The following is a 15,014-nucleotide window of genomic DNA, read 5'->3' on the forward strand; positions in this document are numbered from 1 at the left end:
GCCGGATCAGCGGCAGTACGGCCCGCCCCTGTGCCGGGCGGTATCCAGGTGAATATGGTTCCAGTGATACCGGTCGGCCTCGGGCCCCAGAACAGTACCGAATGGCCCGCAGGCTTCTTTCCAGACCTGCCGCAGCATCTTGCGGGTCGCGCCGCGTTTCCAGCCTTCGGCGACAGTGATCAGTTCTCCGTCTTTCATGGTGAAGCCTGCGATGTCGATGGCGCGGCCCTGGCCGTGCTCGGAAATCTTGGCGCCACGCTGGTTGTTGCGCGTACGGCAGGCATAGTGAGCAGCCACTTCCAATTCGACCACTGGTCCGCGTCGGCGAAATGTGGGTTTGACGCTGCGGTCAACCCAAGTGTTCAGCGATTGCGCCGTATCGCAGTCCATGGTCGCAGGAACACTGAGCTGAACACCGGACACCGACGTCACACGCACCGCATCCTTGACCCCGCACCCATTGATCTTGCCCGACACCCTGCCCACCGGTTCGCCCTGTATGTCAGGATTGCCGCAGACCGAGCCCTTGAGCCGTTTCTTGCGCCCGAACAGGGCGCGCTCCTCCACTTCCTGTGGACGTGCCTCGGGACGAGAGGACTGCTCAGGCCCCGCATCTTGCAACGCGGGCGTGCGCGCGGCGGCCAGTATCTCCTGGTCCGATGCAGGACGGGCATTCGGCCTGACGCGGGAAACGGCAACGGAAGCCGATGCGTCGGCCGCGGCCAGTTTCACGGCGGCCTCGACCACCGGGTCGGCGGCAGTTGCGTGGCGCGCGATCGGGCGCAGCGAGTTGGCGGGCGCGTTCGCCATTGCAGGCAAGGCCCACAAGGCCAGCGACATCGCGGCCAATATGCGCCCACGGCCAGTCATGGCTTGACCTTGCTGCGGCCAAAGTCCGGAGCGGCAGTGTCCTGACCGGCCTGGATGATACCGCGCCGGATCGCGCGGGTACGGGTGAAGTAGTCGAACAGGTACTTTTCGTCGCCCATCCGGATGGCCCTCTGCAATACGAACAATTCCTCGGCGAAACGGCCCAGGATATCCAGCGTCGCCTCCTTGTTGGTCAGGAACACGTCGCGCCACATGGTCGGGTCCGAGGCCGCGATCCGGGTGAAATCGCGAAAGCCCGCCGCCGAATACTTGATGACCTCGCTTTCGGTCACCCGCCGCAAGTGATCCGCCACCCCGACCATCGTATAGGCGATGGCATGCGGCACGTGGCTGGTAACGGCCAGCACCAGATCGTGGTGGTCGGCCTCCATCTCGTCGACATTCGAGCCGATCCCCTCCCAGAAGTCGCGCAAGCGGGCCACGGCGGCGGGATCGCTGCCCGCGACAGGCACCAGCAGGCACCAGCGGTTGTCGAAGAGTTCGGCGAACCCGGATTCCGGCCCCGAATGCTCGGTGCCGGCCAGCGGGTGGGCCGGGACGAAATGCACACCTTCGGGGATGTAAGGGGAAACCGCGTCGATCACATGGCGCTTGACCGAGCCTACGTCCGACACCGTGGCGCCCCGTTTCAATACCGGGGCAATCTCGGCCGCAACCGCGCCCATCGCACCCACTGGCACGCAGAGAACCACCAGATCTGCACCTTCGGCTGCTTCGGCGGCGCTGTCGCAGACCCGATCGCACAGGCCGATCCGGCGTGCGGTGTCGCGGGTCGCTTCGGAACGTGCGTACCCCGTCACCTCGCCTGCCAGTCCGGCCCGTTTGATCGCCCAGAACATGGACGACGCGATGAGACCCAGACCGATCAGGGCGACGCGATCATAGACCCGGCTCATGCGGCGCGCTCCTTGAAAGCGCGAACCGCATCAACCACAGCGCGACAGGAGGACTCGTCGCCCACCGTGATCCTCAGCGCCTGGGGAAGATTGTATCCGGCCACCCGGCGCACGATCAGGCCCTGCGATTGCAGGAAGAGGTCGCAGGCTTCGGCCTCGGCCCGGTCGGCAAAGCGCGCGAGAATGAAGTTGGCACAGGACTGGTCCGACGCAATGCCCAGTTCGGCAAACCTTTCGGCCAACCAGCCGCGCCAGAGCGTGTTTTCGGCCCGGCAGCGCACCACCCAATCCTGATCACGCACCGCGGCTTCGGCGGCGGCCAGCTGCACCGTGGACAGGTTGAACGGCTGACGTATCCGGTTGAGCACGTCGATGATCGCGCGCGGGGCATAGCCCCAGCCGATCCGCAATCCGCCCAGCCCGTAGATCTTGGAAAAGGTCCGGGTCATGATGACGTTGTCGCGCGCCGAAACCAGCGCCGCGCCGCCGTCGAATCCTTCGACGAATTCGGCATAGGCGCCGTCCAGCACCAGCAGCACGTGGCCAGGCAGATTGTCTGCCAGCCGCGTGACCTCGGCCTCGGTCAGCATTGTTCCCGTCGGGTTGGCCGGGTTGGCAAGGAACACGATCCGGGTCCGCTCGGTACAGGCGGCAAGGATCGCATCGACCTCGACGACGCGCTGGCGTTCGGGCACCTGCACAGGGGTAGCCCCCGCCATCCGCGCCAGGATCGGGTACATCGAGAACCCGTGTTCGGTATAGATCACCTCGTCGCCCGGCCCGGTATAGGCCTGGGTCACGAATTGCAGCACCTCGTCGCTGCCGACTCCGCAGATGATCCGGTCGGGGTCAAGCCCGTGTACCTCGCCGATGGCCGCGCGCAGTTCGGCATGGTCGGTGCTTGGATAGCGATGCACTTGCCCCGCAGTGGCCCGGATTGCCTCGATCGCCGCAGGGCTGGGGCCGAACGGATTCTCGTTCGAGCTGAGCTTGATGACATTGGCCACGCCTTCGACATGGGCCTTGCCGCCCTGATACAAGGCGATGTCCATGATGCCGGGCTGCGGGGTGAACTGGTTCATGCGGGGGCTCCTGAAACTCTGCCCCTCATACCGATCTCAGCCCTGCGAGAAAAGCCGCAATTCCCTCATGCGGCCTTGAAGCGCGCGGTTGCCGGGTCTGCCTGGTAGAGGGGGCCATACTCCTCGGTCCGGCGCGACAGGTCGTTGACGGCGTCGATGATGAAGCGCACCGTCTCCTCGCCCATGAGATACGAGAAGTTCAGCCGGACCCAGCCGGGTTTGCGCATCTCCTTGCCGGCAGCCAGATCGGCATGCAGCCGTTCCGATGCAGCCCGGTCTATCCCCAGCAAACGATGCGCATAGGGTCCCGCGCAGGCGCAACCGCCACGGGCCTGAATGCCATACACATCGCTCAGCATCCGGGTGAACAGCTGTTGGTGCACAGGTTGTCCGGCCCGGTCATGCACCAGGAACGAGAAGATCGGCAAACGGTGCCCCTTGTCCATGCCGAGCAGTGTCAGATGCGGGTTGCCCCCCCACCCTTCCAGCGCCATCGCGTTGTACCTGGCCTCGCGCTGTGCGATCTCGTCCGCACCCACGACATCCTTGACGATAAAGGCGAGTGCCGCGCGGATGTCACCGATCACGTTCGGAGTTCCGGCCTCTTCCCGCGCCGCCAGGTTGGCGCTGTAGTCATGCCGCCAGGGCGACACGAAACTGACCGTACCGCCGCCGGGCCAGCTGGGCGCCTTGCGGCGCACCGCGTGTTTGTTCACGACCAGCACGCCCGAAGCACCTGGACCGCCGGGAAACTTGTGCGGCGAGACGACGACGGCATCCTTGCGCACACCGCCTTCGCCCATGTCGATGGGCAGATAGGGACCACCGCCGGCATAGTCCCAGACCGACAGCGCGCCATGCGTCTTGAGCAGCCGGGTCACCGGCACCGTATCGGTGACGATCCCGGTCACGTTCGACGCCGCAGAAAACGCCCCCACCTTCAGGTCGCTGTCGGCATGGGTCAAAAGCGCCGCCTCGAGCGCCATCAGATCCGGGCCGCCCTCGGGCGCCTCGGGGATTTCAATCACCTTTGCCCGGCTTTCGCGCCAGGGCAGGATGTTGGAGTGGTGTTCATAAGGTCCGATAAAGACAACCGGCCGGTCAGCCTCCCCAATTCCAAACAGGCTGACCAGCCGGTTGAGCCCGGCGGTGGCGCCCGATCCGGCAAAGATCACCGCGTCGTCTTCCGTGGCGCCGACACACCGGCCGATCTCGTCCCGCGCCTCCCTGCGCAGACGAGTCATGTACGATCCGCAATAGGAGGCCTCGGTATGGCTGTTGGCATAGAACGGCAGAACTTGTCCCGCCACGAAATCCTCGACCTGTCTGAGCGCGCGCCCCGAGGCCACGTAATCGGCATAGACGAGCGGCACATCGCCGTTCAGCCCCGGTATCATCACGTTCTCTCCGATCAGACCCGTGGACAGGCGTCCGGCGGCTACATCTGCTTCGATCGACTGGCGGAACTGGGTAAGGATCATGGTTTGGCTCCTGCTTGCAGAACCAATATGATCGTTCGGATTCGCAAAAACTCACCTTTTCCTTGCTTGAAAATTGTAATTTTTGTGTCAATTGATAGATGATATGGGAAAAATTGATCATATAGACACAAACATTCTGAAGGCACTGCAACGCGATGCCTCGCTCAGCCAGCGTGAGCTGGCCGAACAGGTGGGACTGTCTCAGAACGCCTGCTGGCGGCGGCTGAAAGCGCTTTCGGACAATGGCGTTCTCAAAGGTGCAACCGCCCGCATCGCGCGCGAGAAGCTGGGGCTCGATCTCGTGGTCTTTGTCATGCTGCGCACACGCCATCATTCGGCGGAGTGGCTGCAAAAGTTCCGCAGCCACGTTCTGACCATTCCCGAAGTGGTGGATTTCCACCGCATCGGCGGCGACTACGACTATCAACTCAAAGTCGTGACCCGTGACATGGCCAGCTATGACAAGGTCTACCAGCGGCTGATCGAAAAGGTCGAACTGGACAGCGTCACCAGCTATTTCGCGATGGAGTCAATTGCCGAGGGCCGGCCGCTGCCGCTTTAGATTTTGGGCACCTCGCCTGCCCCTCGCTCTCCACGCGAGCGCCCGGAGAGCCATCCCAAACAGCAGAAAGCCGCGCAGAACATGCGCGGCTTTCGGAATTCGACGAACCTGAACGGATCAGTTCTTGGCGTAGTATTCGACGACCAGGTTCGGCTCCATCACCACCGCGTAGGGCACATCGCCCAGGCCGGGGGTGCGGACGAAGGTGGCGGTCATCTTCGAGTGGTCGACTTCCAGGTAATCCGGCACGTCGCGCTCGGCCAGCGAAACGGCTTCGAGAACCGAGGCCAGCTGCTTGGAACGGTCACGCACCTCGATCACGTCACCCTCTTTCACGCGGTAGGAGGGGATGTTGACCCGCTTGCCGTTGACCAGAACGTGACCATGGTTCACGAACTGACGTGCGGCAAAGACGGTCGGCACGAACTTGGCGCGGTAGACGATGGCATCCAGGCGACGCTCCAGCAGGCCGATCAGGTTTTCACCTGTATCGCCCTTCACACGCTCGGCTTCGCCGTAGATGCGGCGGAACTGCTTTTCGGTCAGGTCGCCGTAATAACCCTTCAGCTTCTGCTTGGCGCGCAGCTGGAGGCCGTAGTCGGACATCTTGCCCTTGCGGCGCTGGCCGTGCTGGCCGGGGCCGTACTCGCGGCGGTTGACGGGGGATTTCGGGCGACCCCAGATGTTTTCGCCCATCCGGCGGTCAATTTTGTACTTGGCAGACGTGCGTTTGGTCACGGCTGATCTCCTTCGTTATGGTCGAAGCCCGCAAGGGCCACTATGAAGGGCGTTGTCCTCTTGCCATACAGCATGACAGGCCTTCCCTTGCGGGAGCCACCAACACCAATGAAGCCGCGCTTATATACGTCCGCAAGCCCGAGTCAACATGCGATGTTTCCGTGATGCGGGGTTTTGTGACATGCGTCCAGAACCGTGTTACCGTCAGGCTATACACCACTGGTCGATCCTGTATCGACCAGTGTGGACTCAATCGCGCAGACGAACCGGAGCGACCTTGGCAACATCATCCGACTGGTCCAATGGATATCAGGCCCGGGCGGCCTATTACGACACCGTTCAGCCCAATGCGGCTCCGGTGATGATGGATCTTTCCTTGACGGTCGCCGGGATTCGCCCGCCCCGCAATGGTGACCGGTTCCGGTATGTCGAGTTCGGATGCGGCTCGGCTTACAATCTTGTCCTTCTGGCTGCGCTGCACCCCGAGGCCGAATTCCTGGGGGTGGATTTCATGCCCGAACACGTGGCGTCTGCCCGCGTGCTCATCGAAGAGGCCGGTCTCGTCAACATAACTGTCCGAGAAGCATCGTTTGGCGAGCTGCTGGACTTCCCCGACCCCGAACCCTTCGACTATGCCGCCTTGCATGGAGTCTGGACATGGCTGGCGCCAGAAGTTCAGAAGGAACTGGTTGAGGTGCTTGGTCGCTGGTTGAAACCCGGCGGCATTGCCTATTTCGGCTATGCTGCGGCGGCGGGTTGGGCTGCGCCGGAACCGATAAGGCATCTCTTCCGCACCATTCCCACCCTCTCGGGAGCGGCAGGATACAGTTCCGCGCGCAACGCCGTCGCGCACTGGATCGAAGCGGTCGAGCCCCCGGGCGTATCGACAATGTGGGACCTGCTGTCCTCTATGCCGGATCTCTACCTGGCACATGATCTGGGGGCCGAGCACGGCCGGCCGGTCTGGCTGTCGGATCTGCAAAGCGAACTCGCGCCGGCAAAAATGATCTTTGCCGCGCCATGCGATCTTGCCGAGCAGTTCGACATGCTCCGGTTCCGCGACAAGGCTCTTGCCTTCGTGACCGAGGCGGCGAAGGCCGGTTGGGGTGAAACGGCCCGAGATCTGGCCTCGACACGCAGCTTTCGCGCCGATCTGTTCTCGCGGGGCGCCCCTCGGCTGAGCGGTGCCGAACGGACCCGGCGCATCAGGGCGATGACGATCGCCCTGTGGGAACCGATGCTGGATGACGAACGTGACGTGTCGGAAACCCGAAAGGCGTTTTCACTGGCAAGCAATATCACCCGCGAAGTAACCGAAACCCTGTCGAGCGGCCCGATGACCATCGAAGCCTTTGTCGCGTCCTGCAAGCTCGAAGACCGAAAGGCTCTGCAGGCGGCCTTGCTTTGCGTGGCGCTGGAACAGGTACGCGTGATCGTGCCCGCACGTGCCGAAGTCGACCAGGCGGTCGCCAGATTGCACGGGGTCCTGCGGGCGCGGCTCCGGGACGGCAGCCAGCTACCCGGTATCGCCTCGCCCCGTCTTGGATGCCCGATCTGCCTGAAGCCATCCGATGCATCGGCTTTCGCCGAGCCGGACAAAGCCGGCGAAGACCACAAAGCCGGTTTTGCGCGCCTGGGTGTCTGACACGCTCTTCGCGAAAAGCCGGAGGTCAGGCGGCCTCGTACATCATCAACGCCGCTTCGGTCGGCGTCAGATTTCTGCGTGCGAAACTTCCGTAGCCGAACGGGTCGGCTTCCAGGCCCGGCATATGGTGCAACAGCCGTCGCCGGTCGGTTTCGGTCAAGGCGGACAGGGCCGCGTTCGCCGGATGGAAGCTCTCGGTCTCGATCCCGTTGGCCCAAAGGATCTGGTGACTGGGCAACAACATATGGAAATAGGTCACTTCGCGCACGGTCAGGTCAACCGTGATCGTTTTGCCATTCACCAGGTCGCGTGCAGCGACCAGCACCTCGCTGGTATTGAACAAGGACCGAGCGACCGGGCCGCGCAGCAGCATCCGGTGTTCGGGAGAAACAAGCAATTCCGCATCGGGCCGGTCAATGCCCAGGGCGCCGACGCGCAGCCGGATCGGGCGCAGATGCGGCATGACGAACATCCGCGCACCCGTCATCCTGCGCTGGCCGATCCACTGGATCTCCTGCGGTCCGCTGTCTCGGGTCTGGACCTTGTCGCCCTCGCGCAACTCCTCGATCAGGCGGGGGCCGGTGGGCGTGGCGATGCGCGTACCGGGGGTAAAGCAGATCACCCCGCCCCGGGCAGATTCTTCCGGCCTGGAAGTGGCCGCGCCAAGACTGCTGTGCACGACCCAGAGATCCGTGTCGCGCGGCGGCATGTCATCGACGAACATGAGCAAGGGCGGCGACCCGTTGCCGGTCTCGATCAGGGTTATCGTGTAGCTTCGAGCGCCGTTCGTGACCACGAAACTCTGGTCCAGAAGCGGTTCTTCCACCTCGACCGCATCGATATCCGACCGGTTCTGTACTGCCGCCCCGACCAGACGCCTGACCTTGCGCGCCGCGCGTCTGCGCAGAGCCTCTTCACCGTCCGCCCGGTCCAGTCGCAACAACCCAACAGGCCCGTCCACCTGAACGGCCTCACCCCGCCAGGACCAGACTGCTCCCGCGGTCAAGGTATCGAGAGAAGCCCCCTCGAGTCCATCTAGATCTGTTTGCGACCAGGAAATGACGAACGTGCCACGAAAGCCCGTTTTCATTTACCGTCTGCCTGCCTCATTTTTTTATTAGAGGATCGTTAGCAAATTTAGTGACGTTGCGGAAGATCTTTGTTTCCAGTCCCTTGAACCGTGCTTTTCATGCCTCACCCCATTTGGGCCATCTGCTGCCGGATTTTCACGGGGCAAAGATCCTGCCACAAAACGGCGGCCCGTGCGTTCGACCAAGGCGTTCGCAAATTGGACTGGTCAAATCTTGCCAGTTTGGCGCTGTTGCAGCAGACCACAACGGTTAGACTTTCCGGGCAACCCCGACACCGAACCAGGAAAACCGGATCGCCCTGCCCATGAACTTGCCTTCTGTCTGCCCTCTGGATTGCCCCGACACCTGCAGCCTTGACGTCACGGTCGAAAACGGACGCGTGTCCAGGGTTCATGGATCGCGTGCAAACCCCTTCACCGCCGGAGTCATCTGCAACAAGGTGGCGCGTTACTATCCCGATTTCGTGCACGGCCCCCGACGCCTTGCAAGACCCCTGCGGCGGACCGGGCCGCGCGGATCCGGCAGCTTCGCGCCGATCAGCTGGGATGAGGCATTGGACCTGATCCACGATGGTTTCACCCGCGCCATCGCCGGGCATGGTCCACAATCCGTCCTGCCGTTCAACTATGCGGGCCCGCACGGAGAACTCGCCGGCGGATCGATGGATCGAAGGTTTTTCTACCGGATGGGAGCAACGATGCTGGAGCGCGGCCCGCTGTGCGGGGGCGTGCGCGGTACAGCTTATACCAGCCTCTTCGGCCCGGCCCCAGGCATGCCGCCGGAGCAGGCCGCCCTGGCCGATCTGGTGCTGGTCTGGGGCAACAATGTCACGGTATCCAACCTCCATCTCATGCGTGTTCTGAAACAGGTTCGCGCCAACGGCGGCCGGGTCATGGTGATCGACCCGCACCGGATCAAGCTGGCCGAGCAATGCGACCTCTATCTGCAAATCCGTCCGGGCACGGATGTCGTTCTGGCGATGGCGCTGGCGTCCGAGCTTGACCGACGCGGCGCGCTCGACATCGGGTTCATTGCGCGCTGGGTCCATGGGGCCGATGCCTATCTCGACGCCGCCCGCGCCTTTGGCGTGGGGGATGTCGAACGCGAATGCGGCCTGACAGCGGTGCAGTTCCACATGCTGGCCGACTGGATCGCAGCGGCACGAACCATGGCGACATCGCTTGGCAACGGGATCGAGCGTGGCGCGTCCGGCGGGTCGGGCCTGCGTGCCGCCATGGCGCTCAACGCGCTGACGGGCCATCACGGGCGGCCCGGCGCGGGGGTGATCGCCAAGCCGGGGGGCGCCTTTCCCCGGACCACGGCGCGCTTGCAGGGCGACCACCTGAAGCAACCGGGCACCCGGGTCTTCAACATCGTGGACGTGGCCGAGAAACTGCTGGACGAAACACTCGACCCGCCGGTCAAGGCGCTGATGATCTACAATCACAATCCCGTCGCAACCCATCCCGACCAGACCGCCATGATGCGCGCCCTCAAGCGCGACGATCTTTTCACGGTCGGCGCCGACGTGGTGATGACGGACAGCATGGCGTTCTGCGACGTGGTCCTGCCGGCCTCGAGCCATTTCGAATATGCCGATATCTACGGCGCCTATGGGCAGGCCTATCTGCAACGGGCGGAACCGGTCATTACCCCTGTGGGCGAGAGCCTGCCCAATACCGAGATCTTCCGACGCCTCGCCGCGCGGTTCGGTTATGACGAACCGGAATTTCACGACGACGATGCCAGCCTGATGGATCAGGCGATGGATGGGACCGACCCCAGGCTGGGTGGCCTCGCGCCCCGTGACCTGCCCACCGACCGGGCGCTGGACATGGGCCGCCGCGGCGATGCGCCGATGGTGATGTGCGACACGGTTTTTCCGGCGACGCCATCAGGCCGGATCGAGTTGTACAGCCATGACCTCGAAAAACGGTTTGGCTGCGGCCTGCCCGCCTATCGGCCTGTTTCGGCCGACCTGCCGTTTTCCCTGATCACTCCGGGTTCAGCCAAACGGACCAACGCCACCTTTGGCGGCCATCCTGACAGCCAGGGTATCGAAACGGTCGAAATCCACCCCGAGGATGCTGCACGGCTTGGTCTTGCCGATGGAGAACGCGTGCTTGTCGGCAATGCCCGCGGCACGGTCGAATTGCTTCTGTCGATCACTGATGCCACCTTGCCGGGCGTGCTCTACAGCCCCAAGGGCACATGGCGCGAAACCTCCTCCACCGGCCTGACCGTCAACGCGCTGATCCCGGCAGACATTCGTGCGGATATCGAACGGGGTGCGGCCTACAACGAGACCTTTGTCGAGCTGCGCCGGGCCTAGGCCCGGCATTTCACGAGGCTACGCCTCTGATTGCCCCCGGCATCGAAATTCTCCGGCGACAGCCAGGCCTCGACCCCGCGCTGCACCTTCGGCCAGTTGCGGTCGAGGATCGAGAACCAGGCGGTATCACGGTTGCGTCCCTTGTAGACGATGGCCTGTTCGAACAGCCCGTCATGGGTGAATCCAAGCCGCGCCGCCGCGCGGCGCGAGGGGGCGTTGAGCGCATCGCATTTCCATTCGTACCGGCGATACCCCAGATCGTCGAACGCATGCGCCATCATGAGGTACATCGCCTCGGTCGCCGCAGGTGTCCGTTGCAGCGGGGGCGCATAGGCTATGCCGCCGACCTCGATCACCCCATGCTCGGGCTGGATCCTCATGAAGCTGGCGATTCCCAGCGCCCGCCCGGTGGTCCGGTCAAGAATGGCGTAATAAACCGGATCGTCGCCCCTGCTCATGTCTGCGAGGAATTCCGCGAATGCAGCCTGCCCGGCAAAAGGCCCGAAGGGCATGTAGGTCCAGCTGCGCCCGTCGATATCTGTCGCGAACGCCTGCCACAAATCATCGGAATGACTGGCCGCATCCAGCGGCTCAAGCCGGGTGAACCGCCCTTCCAGAATGCGGCGATCCGGACGCGGTCGCTTCTGCCATTCAGGCAGGGCAAACCCGATGGGTTGGCCGAGATGGTTTGTAGCGTGGTCCATGTTCCGTCCTTCCAGAATACGGGCCTGTTTGCCGCCGATCCGGCTTTCCGTTAACGTCCAAAAATTCCCAATCTGAACAGACCAATTCCATGACGCAAACCTCCTGGCCCGCAATTTCCATTGACCGGAACGACCCATTGCCGGTGTTCGAACAGATTTGCGCCGCGATCCGGAGCAGAGCGGTCAACGGCCAGTTGCCCGCCGGCAGCAAGATGCCGCCCACCCGCGCCCTGGCCGCGGAACTGGGGGTATCGCGGTCGACCGTGATTACCGCATATGATCAGCTGGTTGCCGAAGGCTATCTGAGCGCAAGGCAAGGATCGGGGCACGTGGTCTGCGCCATGGGAGAGGTCGAGATGACCGCACGGCCCCCCATCCGCTCCGCACCCGCACCGCAGGCGCCGCCCGGCCCAAGGCCGTTTGCCGCAGGCACGCCCGACATGCGTCTGTTTCCCTACCGGCAATGGGCAAAGACGGTGGCCCGCCTCTGCCGAACCAACCCGCAGGCGATGTTCAGCACCGGCGACAGTTTCGGCAACCCGGCCCTGCGCGAGGCCATCGTCGCCCATCTGCGCGACTGGCGCGGTATCGACACAGCGCCACACCAGGTAATCATCACCGCTGGCGCCACTGACGCGCTGGAACTGTGCATGCGGACCTTGACCGGACCGGGCGACGCCGTCGCGCTGGAAACTCCCGGCTATCCACCACTGCATGCCTTTTCCGCCGCACAGGGGTTGCAAACCGTGCTGCTGCCGATCGACGACGAAGGCGCCACCCTGCCCGCTCGGGACAGAGCGGCCAAACTCGCCATTCTGACACCCTCCCACCAGTACCCGCTGGGCGGTGCAATGTCGCCAAGCCGCCGCCGCGCATTTGTCAATTGGGCGCAAACCACGGGCGGATGGATCGTCGAGGACGATTATGACAGCGAGTTCCGCTATGCCGGCCGCCCGATCCCGGCCATGGCCGGTGGTGACAGGCTGGGCCGCACCATCTATGTCGGCTCCTTCTCGAAGATCTTCTCGAATGCGCTGCGCCTCGGCTATCTGGTGGTCCCCGTGCCCCTGGCGGGTCGCTTTCGCGCCACGCTGAACCGCTTTGGCCTGAGGGCCGGCTCAATGCCGCAGCAGGTTCTGGCCGAGTTCATGGCCTCGGGTGAATTCTACCGCCATCTGCGCAGGGTGCGTCGCATCTATACCGAACGCAGGCGTTACCTTTTCGACCGGCTGGCGCGCGACTTCGAGTCCTTTGGACGGGCGGTCGATCACCATGCCGGGATGCAGGCGGTGTTGCACCTGCGTGACGGGTACCAGGACACCGAAATTTCCGCACTTGCCGAAGGTCAGGGCATCACGATCGAGCCCCTCTCGCGCTATGCCGCCGGTTCGTCGGGGGCAAACGGCCTTGTGCTGGGCTTTTGCGCCTTCTCCGAGACGGAAATGCAGCCTGCCCTGGATCGCTTGCTTGGCCTGCTGGTCAAGATGTGACGTCTCCGTCCTCGCGAGACACAACAGCCGTGACGACCCGAACCAGGGGCAGGGAAACAATGTGTTTACAAATGCATTGTTTATCTGGACAATTTTAGCTGCAATTCTTTTGCATTTATTATGACCAGCAAAAATTCGGAGGTCCGGCACATGAACCGTGAACTACTCCCGAACCAGTTTCAGGGCATCCTCGACGATGTGCTTGAGGATATCTTTGGTGAAACTTTCCCTGCGGTTTCCGGCAATTCTCCGGACTCACAAAGTCAGCCGGACTGGCCTGACCTTCCTTTTTTCCAGCAATTCGATCCTGAAGTGGATGAATTCCAGCTGACCCAGCCGTCTTATCAGCCCGGCGCTGCGGCATATCCGGCCAGTGGCAACGCAGTTCTGACGGGGGTCGATTCCAACGGCCCGACGGCGCCGGCCGTCAAACCTGGCAGCGATGGCGACGGTGGCGGCGGCAAGGGCGGCGGCAAGGGCGGCGGCAAGAACACCGATCCGCCTGCGGAACCCGGTGTTTCCGAGAACAACCCTGACCAGGTGTTGATCGACACCGGAGGCACGACCGAACTCGGGACAAATGGCGGAAACTTCTATTTCTCCAGCGATGGCGGCGAGCGGACCGGTTCGACCATCGACTCGATTTCCGGCTTCGATATCGTCCTGGAATATGTCGGCGACTGGTCCTCGGCTCTGGCGCAAACCTGGCAGACGGCACTTGAGAACTCGGCGGATTTCTTCACCAACTTCATCACCGAAGGCCTGTTCGTCGAGGTGGACAGCAACGGCACTGCCATGGCCGACTCGCTGATCAACAATGGTTCCGTCTACTGGGACGATCTGTGGATTCAGGTCGAGATCGGCGATATCCCGACAAGCGGCGTACTTGCATCCGCAGGACCGTCGGCATTCTGGGGCGCCGCAGCCGGAACGACCAGTGGCTGGATGCCGGCGGCAGGTTCCATGTCGATCGACACCGACTACAACCTGACCCTGGACCAGGCCACCCTGATAGCCACGCATGAAATGATGCATGTTCTGGGAGTCGGAACGCTCTGGGGACAGAGCAACCCGCTGCTGGCACCGTACAACCACGGTCTGGTGGACAATCGCGGAAATTACACCGGCACCGCGGCGAACAACGCCTATTCGGCGGAATTCGTCAGCGACGGTGGGCGGATGCCAAGACTGGCCGTGGAAAACGACGGCGGCTCCGGGACGGCAGGCGGACATTGGGAAACCGATCTCGCGGTATCGGCCGTGAACCCGCCGTCCGATCCCAATTCAAATGCGTTCTTTACCGGCGACTTCGCCTATGAACTCATGACCGGATGGATCGATCTCTCCAACCCGCAGACGGCTTACCTGTCGGATACCAGCCTGGCGGTTCTCGAAGACCTTGGCTACACCGTCGACTGGAGCGTCGATTATCAGTACGACAACTACACGTTCGATTATGGCCTGACCGCCTGAGTCCCGAATTCGCTCCGCGCCATGTCGTGCTGGCGTCTACCGGCCGGCAGGGTGGGCACGGGGGCAATCAGATCACGCCGATTTCCGCCAGCGCCCGGTTCAGCGCCTCCGGCAACGCGTCGTCCTGCGCCCTGTTCTTCGGCAGGTCGGGCGGCGCGTCCTCGGGGTTCAGGTAGCGCCAGCCCTGGAACGGGCGTTTCGGCGCGCTCTGCGTGCGGTGCAGTTCGGGGTCGAGCACGATGGCGCAATGGCGGGTGCCATCCTGCCCGGTGACCTCGTCCAGCCGCAACACCCGCTGACGACATTGCACCTGCCCCTTGATCACCCAGTAGATCGACCCGCCGTTCACGATCTCGGTCTCGCGCTTGGGCCACATGCGGGTGACATGGCGCGGCAAACCGTCGGCAAACCGCTGGCGGTACCGCTCCTGCCACTCCGACAGGTCATCGACGCTTTCGGTTCCCACGCTCAGCTTGATCAGGTGCATTGTCTTATCCACAGCTTGCCCACAGAGTCTTCCCAAGGACATTCATGATATTGTAGCGCACCCGGCCGCCCCATCAAGCAGTTGTGGTCCCGATCACAATTGGTTTAATCTGGATGCCTCTTCCAAAACAGGGAATCAACCG

At 63.1% G+C, this 15,014-nt stretch carries 13 protein-coding genes; 5 read left to right on the plus strand and 8 right to left on the minus strand.

Going from position 1 to position 15,014, the window contains the following annotated elements; translation table 11 throughout:
• Positions 1–6 precede the first annotated feature (6 nt).
• The 4 genes from BLT75_RS08060 to BLT75_RS08075 all read right to left on the minus strand — a co-directional run bounded on the left by BLT75_RS08060 (position 7) and on the right by BLT75_RS08075 (position 4,350).
• On the minus strand, positions 7–870 hold the full coding sequence (locus BLT75_RS08060) for an extensin-like domain-containing protein (RefSeq protein ID WP_093029564.1): 864 nt from the start codon (positions 868–870) through the stop codon (positions 7–9).
• A complete protein-coding gene (locus BLT75_RS08065) occupies positions 867–1,787 on the minus strand; it encodes a prephenate/arogenate dehydrogenase family protein (protein WP_093029566.1) in 921 nt (306 codons plus the stop codon). Before BLT75_RS08065 ends, BLT75_RS08060 begins: the two co-directional genes overlap by 4 nt.
• Complete coding sequence (hisC, locus tag BLT75_RS08070) at positions 1,784–2,869, minus strand: histidinol-phosphate transaminase (RefSeq protein WP_093029568.1); 1,086 nt, start codon at positions 2,867–2,869, stop codon at positions 1,784–1,786. The genes BLT75_RS08065 and hisC overlap by 4 nt, the downstream gene beginning before the upstream one ends.
• A gap of 65 nt (positions 2,870–2,934) precedes the next feature.
• The gene (locus tag BLT75_RS08075) at positions 2,935–4,350 is read right to left on the minus strand and encodes an aminotransferase class V-fold PLP-dependent enzyme (RefSeq protein WP_093029570.1); all 1,416 of its coding nucleotides are present in this window, start codon (positions 4,348–4,350) and stop codon (positions 2,935–2,937) included.
• Between the two features lie 103 nt (positions 4,351–4,453).
• On the opposite strand from BLT75_RS08075, the gene BLT75_RS08080 reads away from it, so the two are divergent.
• Positions 4,454–4,912: an Lrp/AsnC family transcriptional regulator gene (locus BLT75_RS08080; protein ID WP_093029572.1), complete on the plus strand. Its 459-nt coding sequence runs from the start codon at positions 4,454–4,456 to the stop codon at positions 4,910–4,912.
• A 117-nt stretch (positions 4,913–5,029) separates the two neighbouring features.
• Here the strand turns inward: BLT75_RS08080 and rpsD are convergent, their stop codons facing one another.
• A complete protein-coding gene (gene rpsD, locus BLT75_RS08085) occupies positions 5,030–5,650 on the minus strand; it encodes a 30S ribosomal protein S4 (protein ID WP_093029574.1) in 621 nt (206 codons plus the stop codon).
• A 277-nt stretch (positions 5,651–5,927) separates the two neighbouring features.
• Between rpsD and BLT75_RS08090 the strand changes: the two genes are divergently transcribed.
• Positions 5,928–7,295: a class I SAM-dependent methyltransferase gene (locus BLT75_RS08090; RefSeq protein ID WP_176827890.1), complete on the plus strand. Its 1,368-nt coding sequence runs from the start codon at positions 5,928–5,930 to the stop codon at positions 7,293–7,295.
• Positions 7,296–7,320: 25 nt separating this feature from the next.
• Here the strand turns inward: BLT75_RS08090 and BLT75_RS08095 are convergent, their stop codons facing one another.
• On the minus strand, positions 7,321–8,385 hold the full coding sequence (locus BLT75_RS08095) for a Hint domain-containing protein (protein WP_093029578.1): 1,065 nt from the start codon (positions 8,383–8,385) through the stop codon (positions 7,321–7,323).
• A 305-nt stretch (positions 8,386–8,690) separates the two neighbouring features.
• Between BLT75_RS08095 and BLT75_RS08100 the strand changes: the two genes are divergently transcribed.
• Positions 8,691–10,718: a molybdopterin-dependent oxidoreductase gene (locus tag BLT75_RS08100; RefSeq protein ID WP_176827892.1), complete on the plus strand. Its 2,028-nt coding sequence runs from the start codon at positions 8,691–8,693 to the stop codon at positions 10,716–10,718.
• On the opposite strand, the gene BLT75_RS08105 is transcribed toward BLT75_RS08100, so the two are convergent.
• Positions 10,715–11,422, minus strand: coding sequence for a GNAT family N-acetyltransferase (locus tag BLT75_RS08105; RefSeq protein ID WP_093029583.1), 708 nt, complete (start codon positions 11,420–11,422; stop codon positions 10,715–10,717). The genes BLT75_RS08100 and BLT75_RS08105 overlap by 4 nt on opposite strands.
• Before the next feature lie 89 nt (positions 11,423–11,511).
• Between BLT75_RS08105 and pdxR the strand changes: the two genes are divergently transcribed.
• Both pdxR and BLT75_RS08115 read left to right on the plus strand, forming a co-directional pair.
• On the plus strand, positions 11,512–12,912 hold the full coding sequence (gene pdxR, locus BLT75_RS08110; protein ID WP_093029585.1) for a MocR-like pyridoxine biosynthesis transcription factor PdxR: 1,401 nt from the start codon (positions 11,512–11,514) through the stop codon (positions 12,910–12,912).
• A gap of 150 nt (positions 12,913–13,062) precedes the next feature.
• Entirely contained in the window at positions 13,063–14,385 is a 1,323-nt protein-coding gene (locus BLT75_RS08115; RefSeq protein WP_143028532.1) for a M8 family metallopeptidase, read from the plus strand.
• A 67-nt stretch (positions 14,386–14,452) separates the two neighbouring features.
• On the opposite strand, the gene BLT75_RS08120 is transcribed toward BLT75_RS08115, so the two are convergent.
• On the minus strand, positions 14,453–14,872 hold the full coding sequence (locus tag BLT75_RS08120) for a DUF1489 family protein (RefSeq protein WP_425441126.1): 420 nt from the start codon (positions 14,870–14,872) through the stop codon (positions 14,453–14,455).
• Between the last annotated feature and the right edge of the window lie 142 nt (positions 14,873–15,014).

It is taken from the genome of Ruegeria marina (genome assembly GCF_900101475.1).
Lineage (GTDB): Bacteria > Pseudomonadota > Alphaproteobacteria > Rhodobacterales > Rhodobacteraceae > Ruegeria_B > Ruegeria_B marina.

Excerpts from the sequence above, each read along its gene's own strand:
- BLT75_RS08100 (WP_176827892.1), top strand. The coding sequence starts at position 8,691 with ATGAACTTGCCTTCTGTCTGCCCTCTGGATTGCCCCGACACCTGCAGC.
- BLT75_RS08080 (WP_093029572.1), top strand. The coding sequence starts at position 4,454 with ATGGGAAAAATTGATCATATAGACACAAACATTCTGAAGGCACTGCAA.
- BLT75_RS08095 (WP_093029578.1), bottom strand. The coding sequence starts at position 8,385 with ATGAAAACGGGCTTTCGTGGCACGTTCGTCATTTCCTGGTCGCAAACA.
- BLT75_RS08060 (WP_093029564.1), bottom strand. The coding sequence starts at position 870 with ATGACTGGCCGTGGGCGCATATTGGCCGCGATGTCGCTGGCCTTGTGG.
- hisC (WP_093029568.1), bottom strand. The coding sequence starts at position 2,869 with ATGAACCAGTTCACCCCGCAGCCCGGCATCATGGACATCGCCTTGTAT.
- BLT75_RS08115 (WP_143028532.1), top strand. The coding sequence starts at position 13,063 with ATGAACCGTGAACTACTCCCGAACCAGTTTCAGGGCATCCTCGACGAT.
- BLT75_RS08120 (WP_425441126.1), bottom strand. The coding sequence starts at position 14,872 with ATGCACCTGATCAAGCTGAGCGTGGGAACCGAAAGCGTCGATGACCTG.
- BLT75_RS08065 (WP_093029566.1), bottom strand. The coding sequence starts at position 1,787 with ATGAGCCGGGTCTATGATCGCGTCGCCCTGATCGGTCTGGGTCTCATC.
- pdxR (WP_093029585.1), top strand. The coding sequence starts at position 11,512 with ATGACGCAAACCTCCTGGCCCGCAATTTCCATTGACCGGAACGACCCA.
- BLT75_RS08105 (WP_093029583.1), bottom strand. The coding sequence starts at position 11,422 with ATGGACCACGCTACAAACCATCTCGGCCAACCCATCGGGTTTGCCCTG.
- BLT75_RS08075 (WP_093029570.1), bottom strand. The coding sequence starts at position 4,350 with ATGATCCTTACCCAGTTCCGCCAGTCGATCGAAGCAGATGTAGCCGCC.